The following is an 11589-nucleotide window of genomic DNA, read 5'->3' as shown; positions in this document are numbered from 1 at the left end:
TCACCTGCCCGCACCCGCCGCCCCCGGGAGATCGCCGTGACACATTTGTTGCTCGAGTATCAGCTTTCCGCGGACTACCTGGAACGCCGTCCGGAGTTCCGGGCCGAGCACCTGGCGTTGCTGGAGGACTGCGCGCAGCGCGGTGAGCTGGTCCTGGCCGGCGCGGTACCCGACCCGTTCGACCGTGCGGTGTTCATCTGGAGCGAGGACGCCGCCGAGGTCGTCGAGCAGTTCGTGTCCGTCGACCCGTACGTGCGCCACGGGTTGGTTTCCTCCTGGCAGGTGCGCACCTGGAACACGGTGGTCGGCAGCGCCATCGCCTCTGCCTGACCCGGCATCAGATGGACTCGGTCGGGGAGCGGTACGCGGCCAGGCTGGCCGGCCTGGCCGCATCCGGGCGCGACCTGCACGGTGAGGCGCGGTTCTGCGCGGCGCTGCTGGAGCACGGGGGTCGGGTGCTGGATGCGGGTTGCGGGACGGGGCGGGTGGCCGCACGGTTGGCCGAGTTGGGCTTCGACTGCGTCGGGGTGGACTCCGACGCGAGCATGCTCGCGGTGGCCCGGCGCACGTCCGGTGTCGAGTGGATCGAGGCGGACCTCGCGCAGTGGACCGGCGCCGGCGACTTCGACCTGGTGGTGGCCGCGGGCAACGTGGTGCCGCTGGTCGCCGACCCGGCCGCGGTGATGACCCGGTTGGCCGGGCACGTGCATCCCGGCGGCCTGGTGGTCACCGGTTTCGGGCTGACCGCAGAACAACTGCCACCCGGCGCGGCCCAGTTGTCAGTGGCCACCTACGACGGCTGGTGCACCGTAGCGGGCCTGCAGTTGCAGTCCCGCTATGGCAGCTGGGACGCCGCACCGTTCGACGGCGGCTACGCGCTGTCCGTCTGGGAACGAACCTGACGCTGCGTCAGAACCGGATGAGAATGTCCACGTAGTCCTGGGGCAGCACCAGCGTTCCGTCCCGGGATTTGTTGTTCCGGTTCGCGAAGGCCTTCAGGTCGGCCTCCAGCGCGGCAGCGCCGTCCGCGCCGACCACCTCGAAGGCCTTGATCGTCGGACCGAAGTAGGTGCGGAAGAAGTCCGACCAGAAGTCCACCGACGGCATCACCACGCGCGTCTCGCTGACGATCGGGAGCATGGTGCCGACGGCGGCGAAGTCCCCGGCGGACCAAGTGGCGCGGGCGCGGGCCCGCAAGGCGTCGTAGTCAAGGGCTCCGGTCATGCCCAGAAGCTACTGGGCGTCAGATCAGTGCCGATAGTTCGAAACCATTACGGGCTTGTCCTTGTTGGCGGTGGTGCCCGCGCCGTTCGACGGTGGTTACGCGTTGAGCGTGTGGTCGCGGAGCTGAGCCGGCGTGATCAGTGCTGGTAGTTCAGCGACATCACGGGCTTGTGCTCGTCGGTGGTGGTGCCGTCACCCAGCTGGCCGTCGGCATTGCTGCCCCAGCACTCCGCGCCGCCGGTCGAGGTGATCGCACAGCTGAACAGGCCGTTGTTGACCAGGTCGGTGCCGACGTCGGCCGCGCTGATGGCGAGCACCCCCGCGGCCATTCCGATCACCGCGACCGGGGCGGCCGACGTGGTGATGGTGTTGTTGCCGAGCTGACCCTTCCCGTTGTATCCCCAGCACGCCGCCGTGCCCGCCTGGCTGACCCCGCAGGTGTGGAGGTAACCGGCCGAGACGGTGGCCATGGGAACGCCGTTCAGTCCGGCGACCACGACGGGAGCGGTGGTGCCCGCGGCCGTGGTGCCGACCTGGCCGAAGGCGTTGTAACCCCAGCACAGCACGGCACCCGTCGTGGTCACGGCACAGGTGTGCGCATACCCCGCGCTGATCATCGACACCCCGCTGCTCAACCCGGTGACCGAGACCGGCGCGAGAACGGGAATCGAGGGGTCACTGGTGCCGTTGCCGAGTTGGCCTGAGTTGTTCAGGCCCCAGCACTGCGCCGCGCCCGTGCGGGTCACCGCACAGGTGTGTACGCCGCCGGCGGAAATGCTCGCGACGCCGGACGGGATCCCCGCCACCTTGGTTGGCCCGATTGCGCCGGTGCTGGTCGAGCCGTTGCCGAGCTGGCCGTCGTTGTCGGCGCCCCAGCACCAGGCCGCGCCATCCGCGGTGACCGCGCACGTGTGCCCGAGTCCGGCGCTGATCGAGACAGCCGAGGGCACCGTGGGCACACTGACCGCAGTGGTGACGAAAGTGCCTTTGACGCCGTCACCGAGTTGACCGATGTTGTCCAGGCCCCAGCACCGCACAGCCCCGGCTGTGGTCACGGCGCAGGTGTGGTACGAACCGGCGCTGATCGCGACCACGCCCGAGGCCAGGCCGGTCACCGGCACCGGCGTGGAGGACTTCGTGGTGGTGCCGTTGCCCAGCTGGCCGAAGGTGTTGTCACCCCAGCACAGCACGCCCCCGGTCGGGGTCAATGCGCACGTGTGCTGCGCCCCGGCACTGATCGCGGGCCGCACCACACCGGGACCAACCGGCCCCGCGGGTCCGGCCGGCCCTGTCTGTCCTGCAGGCCCGGCCGACCCTGCGGGTCCTGCGGGTCCTGCGGGTCCTGCGGATCCTGCGGGTCCTGCGGATCCTGCGGGCCCTGCGGGTCCGGCGGGTCCGGCGGGGCCTGCCGGTCCGGCCGGGCCGCGAAGGACGTCGCAGAGCGCGGGCAGAATGCTGCAGATCGGCCCCAGCAGCTGGGTGTCATTGGGGTTGGCGGAGGCGCTGGGGGTGCCGGCAAACAGCACGGCCGTACCCACCGCGCTGATCACGGCCATGTTGCGCAGTCGACGTCGGTTCACGATGGGCCTCCGCTTGCTCGGGCGGGGAGGCACATTCCCCCCCGTTGCAGGTGATCTCCGGTAACAACGAACCTGACGTGGGGTCAGAGTGAGCCGTCTGATCAGTGCCGGTAGTTCGAAACCATGACCGGCTTGTCCTTGTTGGCGGTGGTGCCCTCGCCCAGCGCCCCGTCGGCGTTGTTGCCCCAGCACTCCGCGCCGCCCGCGGCGGTGATCGCGCAGGTGTGCATGCCGTTGTTCTTCAGGTCGTTGCCGACCTCGGCCGCGCTGATCGAGACCACCCCGGAGTGCAACCCGCTCACCCGCATCGGCTTGGCGGACGCCTCCTTCTTGCTGCCACTGCCCAGCTGACCCTTGCCGTTGAAACCCCAGCACATTGCGGCGCCGGACTGGGTCACCGCGCAGGTGTGCAGGTAGCCGGCGCTGATCGAGGCGACCTGGGCCAGGCCACTGACCTTGTTGGGCACGGTGGTGTCGGTGGGCAGGCTGCCGAGCTGTCCGGCCGCGTTGAGGCCCCAGCACATTGCGGCTCCGGACTGGGTCACCGCGCAGGTGTGCGCATAGCCGGCGCTGATCGACATCACCCCGGTGCTCAGGGCGGAGACCGCCTGCGGGGTCGAGTTCGGCGTCTTGTCCGTGCTGCCGGTGCCGAGCTGGCCCGCGATGTTCAGGCCCCAACACATTGCCGCGCCGGAGGTGCTGACCGCGCAGGTGTGCGCGAAGCCTGCGGAGATGCTCGCTATCCCGGCGGTGAGGTTGGTGACCCCGACCGGAGTGGTCTGGCCCTTGGTGTTGCTGTCACCCAACTGGCCGTAGGTGTCGTCGCCCCAGCAGAGCACCCCGCCGGTGGTGGTCAATGCGCAGGTGTGTCCGTAGCCCGCGGAAACCGAGGTCACGTCCGAGCTCAACGACGACACGGGCACCGGGGTTGCCGAGTTGGTCGTGCTGCCATCGCCCAGTTGGCCGACGTTGTTCTCTCCCCAGCAGAGGACCGCGCCCGCGGTGGTCACCGCGCAGGCGTGGTAGGAACCCACGCTCAGCCACATGACCCCGGACTCCAGGCCGGTCACCGGCACCGGGGTGGACGAGCTGGGCACGGTGCTGCCATCGCCCAGTTGACCGAAGCTGTTGTCACCCCAGCAGAGCACGGCGCCCGCGGGCGTCAACGCGCAGCTGTGCGCGGCACCGGAGCGGATCTCGCCGCGGCCGGGGCCACTGCCCGCCGGACCGGCCGGACCGGCTGGTCCGGGGATCCCCGGGTCTCCCTGGTCGCCGGCGGGGCCAACCGCTCCCTGCGGACCGTTGTCACCCGCGGGCCCTGGCGGACCCTTGAGGTCATCGCACAAGCTCGGCGCGGCGGCGCACACGCTGTTGACCGGCTCGGTGTCGTTGGGATTGGCCGAGGCGCTGGTGCCCGCGATCAGCACAGTGGCACCCGCCCCGCAGATCAGAGCCACGTTCCGCAGTCGACGTCCGTTCACGATGAGCCTCCGCTTCTCGGGCGGGGAGGCGCATTCCCCACCGTTGCAAGTGATCTTGGAACGGGAAATCACTCGCCCGTGCGGGAATCGCGCGAATGGGGCCATCCGGGCGACCCCGGCCGGCGTACCGTCGGGGAATGCGACGCTGGTTGGCCGCCGGACTGGCGGCACTGGTGGTCACCGTGCTGTCCGGGCCGTGCGCGGGGGCGGCGCCGGAGCTCCGCTACGTCGCGCTCGGTGACTCCTACACCTCTGCGCCACTGGTTCCCCCGGTTGCCCCCGGCTCGCCGCCGCAGTGCGGACGATCCGCGTCGAACTACCCGCACGTGCTGGCCGCCGCGCTCGGCCTGGCGCTCACCGACGTCTCCTGTGGTGGCGCCACCGTCGGGCACCTCAGCAAGGCGCAGTACTCCGACGTGCCGCGACAGTTCGCCGCGCTCAGCCGGGACACGTCGCTGGTGACCGTCGGGATCGGCGGCAATGACAACAACCTGTTCGGCTCGATCGTGGCCGGCTGCGGGAAAACCACGGCGCTGATGTTGACCGGGTCCCTCGCGCCCTGCCGGGACACCTTCGGCGACCGGTTCGTCAAGGCGATCCAGGCCGATGAGCAATACGTGCGCGCCGCGCTGCGCGAGATCAACCAGCGCGCCCCGGGGGCGCGCGTGGTCGTCGTCGGCTACCCCGACATCCTGCCCACCGACACCGTGGGTCGCGCCGGGTGTGTGATCGCCGGTGTCCCATTCACCCCCGACGACATGGCCTATGTGGACGGCATCGAGAAGGCGCTGAACGCGATGCTGGCGCACGCTGCCAGGGCCACCCATGCGCTGTTCGTGGACACCTACGGGCCCAGCGTGGGGCACGACATGTGTCGGCTGCCGGGCACCCGGTGGATCGAGCCGCTACTGCCGTTGTCCCCGGCCGCGCAGTTCCACCCGAACGCGGCCGGGGAAGCGGGCACCGCGGCTGACCTGCGCCGCGCCCTAGGCTGAGGCGACGCAGCCGGGTCGTAGCGCGCCACCTCGCGGAGGAACTGAACGATGGAGTTCTCAGACGTTGTCGGCACGCGGCGGACCATCCGCGACTTCCACCCCGACGTTCCGGTGGAGAAGGAGAAGATCCGGCGGATCCTGGAGGCCGCGCGGTTGCAGAGCCAGCACCGCAACGCCCAGCTGGTGCGCAAGGCCATCGTCGTCACCAAGGGCGAGACGCCGGACGCCGTCCGCGATGGACTGATCGACGCCCTCTACCACCAGCCGCAGGCTGCCCGGGCGCCGGTAGCCATCGTCTGGGTGCAGGACATGTCGGGCTGGCGGCCGATCGTGGAGAACCTGCTGCGGCGCAGCAATCTGCTCGGCTTGCCGACCGAGGACGTCATCGTGCACGCGGATGCCCGGCCCGAGTTCGCCGAGTGGCTGACCTCGTTCCAGTGTGGCCTGGCAGTCGGCTCCGCGTTGCTCGCCGCCGTCAACGAGGGCCTGGGCACGGGGCTGATCACCGGTCGCCGGGAGGAGATCCGCAAGCTGTTCGGCATGCCGGAGACCTGCACCCCGACCCAGGTGCAGCTGCTCGGTTATGCCACGGATAGTGCGGGCACCGGCCCCGCCCGGTTCCATCCGGAGTTCGACGAGCTGTACTTCGCCGACAGCTGGGGCAAGCCGTTGTGATTGTCGGGCTCGGCGGGGGCATCGGGGCGGCTCGGCTGTGGCGCGCGCTGCTGGGCCGGGTCGACCCCGGCGAGTTGACTCTCATCACCAATAACGGCGATGACCTGTGGTGGTACGGGCTGCGCGTGTGCCCCGACCTGGACACGGTTCTCTACACGCTGACGGATCGTCAGGACCCCGAGCGGGGCTGGGGCCTGCGGGGGGAGACCTGGCACACCCGGGACGCCCTGCGGGCGCTCGGCGAGGATCCCTGGTTCAACGTCGGGGATCTGGACCTGGCCACGCACCTGTACCGCACCGGCGCGCTGCGCGACGGGCGCCGATTGTCCGAGATCACCGCGGAGTTGGCGGCGGCCGCGGGACTGGGTGCGCGGCTGCTGCCGATGACCGACGACGAGGTGGAGACCCACGTCCGGTTGGCCTGTGGCAACACCGTGCACTACCAGGAGTTCTACGTGCGCCGGCGGGCCGAGGACCGGGTGCTGGACGTCGAGTACCGCGGGGCGGCGGACGCCAAGCCTGCGCCGGGCGTGCTGGACGCGCTCGCCGGCGCGGACCGGATCATCCTCGGGCCGAGCAACCCGCTGGCCAGCATCGGCCCGATCCTCGCGGTGCCCGGCATCCGCGATGCCATCGCTGCGGCCGCGGCCCCGGTGATCGCGGTGACGCCGATCGTGACCGGGGTGCAGATCACCGACCCCGGGGAGCAGCGGCGCGCGGACAGTCGGGCGACGCTGCTCGCTGCGGTTGGACTACAGAACAATGCGCGGGCCGCCGCGGAGCTGCTTCGCGGTCTGCTGAACTGCTTCGTGTTCGACCGGGCCGATGGGAATGACTTCGACGGCAACGGGTTGGGTTCAGATGTGATGGCCGCACCTACGCTGGTTGACGAGCACGGGCAGTTCCCGCATGATCCGCGCTTCGGCGGAGATCTGGTGGACCTGTTGTTGACGCACCAACCGGGCCGGTTCGGTCCGATGGAGGAGCAGAGATGACGCTGACGCACCCGGAGGCGCCGCCGAACTCCACCGAGGTCCGTCGCGCGCTGCGCCGCGCCAGGGACGGCGCGACGATCTCCGTGGACGAGGCGCGGGCGCTGCTCGCCGCGCGCGGCGATGAGCTCGCCGACCTGATGACCACCGCCGCGCGGGTGCGCGACGCCGGGTTGGTCGCGGCCGGACGACCGGGTGTGATCACCTTCTCGCCGAAGGTCTTTGTGCCGGTGACCAAGCTGTGCCGCGACCGCTGTCACTACTGCACGTTCGCGCTCACCCCGGGCGAGCTGCGCACCCAGCGGCTGACCCCGTATCTGTCCGCGGATGAGGTGCTGGACATCTGCCGGGCGGGTGCCGCTGCCGGCTGCAAGGAGGCGCTGTTCACCCTCGGCGACCGGCCGGAGGACCGCTGGGAGATCGCCCGGCAGTGGCTGGACGAGGCCGGGTACGACTCCACGTTGGACTACGTGCGGGCGCTGGCCATCCGGGTGCTGGAGGAGACCGGCCTGCTGCCGCACCTCAACCCGGGCGTGATGACCTGGTCGGAGCTGGCCCGACTCAAGCCGGTGGCCCCGTCGATGGGCATGATGCTGGAGACCACCGCCACCCGGCTGTTCACCGAAAAAGGCGGCGCGCACTTCGGTTCGCCGGACAAGGACCCCGCGGTGCGGTTGCGGGTGCTGGAGGACGCCGGCCGGCACAACGTGCCGTTCACCACCGGGTTGCTGATCGGCATCGGCGAGACGCTCACCGAGCGCGCCGAGTCGTTGTTCGCGATCCGCAAGGTGGCCCGCGCCTACGGGCACATCCAGGAAGTGATCATCCAGAACTTCCGCGCCAAGCCGGACACCGCGATGCGTACCTGGCCGGATGCCGAGGTCGAGGAATATCTGGCCGCGATCGCCACCGCCCGGGTTGTGCTGGGGCCCAAGGCGCGGGTGCAGGCCCCGCCGAACCTGTCCGCGCCGCAGGACCTGGCGCCATTGTTGGGTGCGGGCGTGGATGACTGGGGCGGCGTCTCACCGCTCACCCCGGATCACGTCAACCCCGAGCGGCCCTGGCCGGCTCTCGACGTGCTGCGCCGGGCCACCCAGGACGCCGGCTTCACCCTGGCCGAGAGGCTCACCGTGCACCCGGAATATGTGCGGGCCGGGGAGCCGTGGATCGATCCGCGGGTGCTGCCGCATGTGCGCGCGTTGACCGACCCGGACACCCACCTGTCCCGCAGTGGTCCGGTTGCGGTTGGCCTGCCCTGGCAGGAGCCGGACCCGACCTGGGGCGCCGCGGGCAGCGGGCGCACCGACCTGCACACCGCGATCGACGACGTGGGACGACTGACCGAGACCCGCTCGGACTTCGACGCCGCCTACGGGGACTGGGAGTCCGTGCGTGAGGAGGCCGCGCGGATTTTGGCCGCTCCGGAGCGGCTGGACGCCGATGTGCGAGAGGCGCTGCGGGCCGCCGAGGACAACCCGGCCGGTCTGACCGACGACCAGGCGCTGGCGTTGATGACCTGCGACGGACCGGCGCTGACCGCGCTGGTGGACCTCGCCCACCGTATCCGCCGCGATGTGGTCGGCGACGAGGTCACCTACGTGGTGAACCGGAACATCAACTTCACCAACGTCTGCTACACCGGCTGCCGGTTCTGCGCGTTCGCCCAGCGCCGCACCGATGCTGACGCGTACTCACTGTCGCTGGTGGAGGTGGCCGACCGGGCCGAGGAGGCCTGGTCCTACGGCGCCACCGAGGTCTGCATGCAGGGCGGCATCGACCCGGACCTGCCGGGTACCGCGTACTTCGACATCGCGCGGGCGGTGAAGGAACGCGTGCCGCAGATGCATGTGCACGCGTTCAGCCCGATGGAGGTGGTGAACGGGGCGACCCGGTCGGGCATGTCCATCTCCGAATGGCTGGTCGGGGCGCAGGAGGCGGGCCTGGACACGATTCCGGGTACCGCGGCGGAGATCCTGGACGACGAGGTCCGCTGGGTGCTGACCAAGGGCAAGCTGCCCACCTCGGCGTGGATCGAGGTGGTCACCACTGCACACTCGTTGGGCATCCGCTCGTCCTCGACGATGATGTACGGCCACGTGGACACCCCCGCGCACTGGGTCGCGCACCTGAAGCTGCTGGCCCGACTGCAGGAGGAGACCGGCGGGTTCACCGAGTTCGTGCCGCTGCCGTTCGTGCACCACAGCGCGCCGATCTATCTGGCCGGGGTGGCGCGACCGGGCCCGACGCAGCGGGACAACCTCGCGGTGCACGCGATGGCGCGGATCCTGCTGCACGGCCGCATCGACAACGTGCAGACCTCGTGGGTGAAGTTGGGCACCGAGGGCACCCGGGTGATGCTCGGTGCGGGCGTCAACGACCTGGGCGGCACGCTGATGGAGGAGACCATCTCGCGGATGGCCGGCTCCGAGCACGGGTCGGTGAAGACGCCGGCGGAGATCGAGGAGATCGCGACCGGCATCGGGCGTCCGGTGCGGCAGCGGACCACGAGGTACGGGCGGGTTGACGACGAGCGGGTGCGTCGCTCGTATGAGGCCTTCGTCTCGTCGCCGCGGATGCTGCCGATCACCTCAGTCTGACGTCGCGTCATGTCCGACCCGCCACGGCCGATGCTGGCGACTGCGGGTGCGCTGCCGGGGCCCGCGGTGGAGGACCGCTACGGCTTCGAGATGAAGTGGGACGGCGTGCGCGCCCTGGTCGTCGTCTCCGGCGGGCGGATGCGGTTGTGGTCCCGCACCGGTAAGGCCTTGAACTATCCGGAGTTGGCCGGGCTCGCTGATGTGGTGCCCACCGAGTCAATCCTCGACGGCGAGGTGGTGGTCTTCGACGAGAGCGGTCGGGTCAGCTTCGAGGCTCTGCAGCGGCGCATGCTGGGGACACGGAAATCGGCTAACTGGATGGGTTTCGACGTCCTGCGCCTCGACGGCCAGGACCTGACCGGGTTGCGCTACACCGAGCGTCGGGAAGCACTCGAGGGCCTGGGGTTGGCCGCCGCCGGCTGGCAGGTGCCGCCGTATCTGACGGGTAGTGGGGTCGAGGCGCTGGACATCAGCCGGGGCGCGCGACTGGAGGGGGTGGTCGCGAAGCTGCTGACGTCACGGTACGAACCGGGACGGAGGTCACCCGCGTGGATCAAGGTGAAGCACATCGCAACGCAGGCGGTGGTCGTGGGTGGCTGGCGGCCCGGCCGCGGGGGATTGGCCGGCGGACTGGGCTCGGTGTTGGTCGGGTTGCCCGCGCCCGAGGGCACGCTGGTCTATGCCGGTCGCGTCGGTACCGGCCTGACGCACGACGCGCGGCGGCTGTTGCATGTGCGGCTGGAAGGCCTGGCCAGTAAGGAAAATCCGTTCGGCAGCACCGTGCCGCGGCCCGACGCGCGCGACGCGATGTGGGTGCGGCCGGAGCTGGTGGGTGAGGTGGCGTTCACCGAGTGGACCCGCGACGGTCGGCTGCGCGCCCCGGTGTGGCGGGGCATCCGGGAGGACGTGCTGCCCGCGGATGTCCGCAGGGAGAACTGACGCTCTCAGTCGCGGTGGGCGGGGCAGCCCACGCCGCGGGGCACGAAGGCGGGACAGCGCTCGTCCCGGTCGTAGTAGCGGTGGAACACCGGCGAGAGCGCGCCGGACATCGGCGGCACCAGCCACGACCAGTCGCCCGGCGTGCTGCGGCCCTGACGCTTCTCCGCGGCTAGGTGGGCGAGGAAGCGTTCGGACTCGGTGTGATGGTCCGTCATGTCCACGCCGGCGTGCTCGAAGGAATGCAGCACCGCGATGTTCAACTCGACCAGCGCCCGGTCGCGCCATAACGTGCGCGCGGAGCTCATGTTCAGCCCCAGCCGGCGCCCGACGGTCGGCAGCATGTCGTAGCGCTCGACATCGGCGAGGTTGCGCGCCCCGATCTCGGTGCCCATGTACCAGCCGCTGAACGGCGCACAGCCGTAGGTGATCCCGCCGATGACCAGGTCCATGTTGGCCAGCGCGGGTACCGCGTACCAGCGCAGCCCGAGGTCGGCGAACCACGGCAACGTCGGGTGGCTCAGCGGCACTTGCAGCACGGCGTCGTCGGGCAGTCCACGGCACATCCGGGAACCGTCGGGGTCCTCGATGATCAGTGGCAGCACGTCGAAGTCGGTGCGGGCGGCCCGCCAGCCCAGCCGCTCGGCCTCCCGGGTGACCCCGACGGTGATCGGATCGCCGATCCGGCCGAGCTCGGAGGTGTGCCAGCCTGCGTAGCGGACGAGTTGGTCATTGCGGATGCGCGGGCCGCGACGCCGCGCCGTGTCGGGGGCGAAGACCGTAACCACGGGTCGGATCCGCCCGCCGTTGGTGGCCAGCCGCAGGTGCTCGACGCACTCGTCGAACACCCGGGGGGGGATCCGCGACGTGCCGACAGTCGCGCACCACCAGGCTGTTCCAGTACAGCCGGCCGATGCAGCGGGTGTTGTTGCGCCAGGCCAGTCGCGCGCCGTGGGACAGCTCGGTGGTGGAGTGCGTGTAGCTGCCCGTCTCGGCAATCTCGGCGCGTGCCTGTTCGATCCGGAGTGCCGGGTCGCCGAGCTCCGCCCGCTCGGCGTGCACCTGCCGGAGAAAACGCTCCGCCTCCGCAGCGACGAACGTGCTCACGG

Annotated in this window: 12 protein-coding genes; 7 read left to right on the top strand and 5 right to left on the bottom strand. The window is 70.5% G+C overall.

The features are described 5' to 3' along the window. The first annotated feature begins 36 nt into the window (after positions 1-36). Together VGJ14_04900 and VGJ14_04895 are read left to right on the top strand one after the other, a co-directional pair. On the top strand, positions 37-330 hold the full coding sequence (locus tag VGJ14_04900) for a YciI-like protein (GenBank protein ID HEY2831741.1): 294 nt from the start codon (positions 37-39) through the stop codon (positions 328-330). An 11-nt stretch (positions 331-341) separates the two neighbouring features. Next, entirely contained in the window at positions 342-902 is a 561-nt protein-coding gene (locus VGJ14_04895; GenBank protein HEY2831740.1) for a methyltransferase domain-containing protein, read from the top strand. Positions 903-909: 7 nt separating this feature from the next. Here the strand turns inward: VGJ14_04895 and VGJ14_04890 are convergent, their stop codons facing one another. The 3 genes from VGJ14_04890 to VGJ14_04880 form a co-directional block, all read right to left on the bottom strand. Then, positions 910-1224 (bottom strand): hypothetical protein, encoded by a 315-nt coding sequence (locus VGJ14_04890; GenBank protein HEY2831739.1) that lies wholly within the window; start codon positions 1222-1224, stop codon positions 910-912. Between the two features lie 137 nt (positions 1225-1361). After that, positions 1362-2477, bottom strand: a complete 1116-nt coding sequence (locus tag VGJ14_04885; protein ID HEY2831738.1) for a hypothetical protein — start codon at positions 2475-2477, stop codon at positions 1362-1364. Positions 2478-2905: 428 nt separating this feature from the next. Next, positions 2906-4285, bottom strand: a complete 1380-nt coding sequence (locus VGJ14_04880) for a hypothetical protein (protein HEY2831737.1) — start codon at positions 4283-4285, stop codon at positions 2906-2908. Positions 4286-4422: 137 nt separating this feature from the next. Between VGJ14_04880 and VGJ14_04875 the strand changes: the two genes are divergently transcribed. Genes VGJ14_04875 through ligD form a run of 5 tightly spaced genes read left to right on the top strand, consistent with a single transcriptional unit; the run spans position 4423 to position 10483 of the window. After that, positions 4423-5280: an SGNH/GDSL hydrolase family protein gene (locus tag VGJ14_04875; protein HEY2831736.1), complete on the top strand. Its 858-nt coding sequence runs from the start codon at positions 4423-4425 to the stop codon at positions 5278-5280. 48 nt (positions 5281-5328) lie between these two features. Continuing rightward, positions 5329-5955 carry a nitroreductase family protein gene (locus VGJ14_04870; protein HEY2831735.1) on the top strand — a complete coding sequence of 209 codons (627 nt, stop codon included), beginning with the start codon at positions 5329-5331 and terminating at the stop codon, positions 5953-5955. Further along, a complete protein-coding gene (gene cofD, locus VGJ14_04865) occupies positions 5952-6950 on the top strand; it encodes a 2-phospho-L-lactate transferase (GenBank protein HEY2831734.1) in 999 nt (332 codons plus the stop codon). Before VGJ14_04870 ends, cofD begins: the two co-directional genes overlap by 4 nt. Continuing rightward, complete coding sequence (locus VGJ14_04860; GenBank protein ID HEY2831733.1) at positions 6947-9544, top strand: bifunctional FO biosynthesis protein CofGH; 2598 nt, start codon at positions 6947-6949, stop codon at positions 9542-9544. Before cofD ends, VGJ14_04860 begins: the two co-directional genes overlap by 4 nt. A 9-nt stretch (positions 9545-9553) precedes the next feature. After that, complete coding sequence (gene ligD / locus VGJ14_04855) at positions 9554-10483, top strand: non-homologous end-joining DNA ligase (GenBank protein HEY2831732.1); 930 nt, start codon at positions 9554-9556, stop codon at positions 10481-10483. 5 nt (positions 10484-10488) lie between these two features. Here ligD and VGJ14_04850 read toward each other — a convergent pair whose 3' ends face one another. Then, positions 10489-11328 carry a nitric oxide synthase oxygenase gene (locus VGJ14_04850; protein HEY2831731.1) on the bottom strand — a complete coding sequence of 280 codons (840 nt, stop codon included), beginning with the start codon at positions 11326-11328 and terminating at the stop codon, positions 10489-10491. After that, positions 11210-11587 carry a nitric oxide synthase oxygenase gene (locus tag VGJ14_04845; GenBank protein ID HEY2831730.1) on the bottom strand — a complete coding sequence of 126 codons (378 nt, stop codon included), beginning with the start codon at positions 11585-11587 and terminating at the stop codon, positions 11210-11212. Before VGJ14_04845 ends, VGJ14_04850 begins: the two co-directional genes overlap by 119 nt. Positions 11588-11589 lie beyond the last annotated feature (2 nt).

The organism is Sporichthyaceae bacterium, from assembly GCA_036493475.1.
GTDB lineage: Bacteria > Actinomycetota > Actinomycetes > Sporichthyales > Sporichthyaceae > DASQPJ01.
Note: the sequence above shows the minus strand (reverse complement) of the source record. Positions and strands in the feature narration are given on the sequence as shown.

Bases quoted from the DNA above. Each gene is read 5' to 3' on its own strand.
- VGJ14_04870 (HEY2831735.1), top strand. From the start codon at position 5,329: ATGGAGTTCTCAGACGTTGTCGGCACGCGGCGGACCATCCGCGACTTC.
- ligD (HEY2831732.1), top strand. From the start codon at position 9,554: ATGTCCGACCCGCCACGGCCGATGCTGGCGACTGCGGGTGCGCTGCCG.
- VGJ14_04890 (HEY2831739.1), bottom strand. From the start codon at position 1,224: ATGACCGGAGCCCTTGACTACGACGCCTTGCGGGCCCGCGCCCGCGCC.
- VGJ14_04875 (HEY2831736.1), top strand. From the start codon at position 4,423: ATGCGACGCTGGTTGGCCGCCGGACTGGCGGCACTGGTGGTCACCGTG.
- VGJ14_04860 (HEY2831733.1), top strand. From the start codon at position 6,947: ATGACGCTGACGCACCCGGAGGCGCCGCCGAACTCCACCGAGGTCCGT.
- VGJ14_04895 (HEY2831740.1), top strand. From the start codon at position 342: ATGGACTCGGTCGGGGAGCGGTACGCGGCCAGGCTGGCCGGCCTGGCC.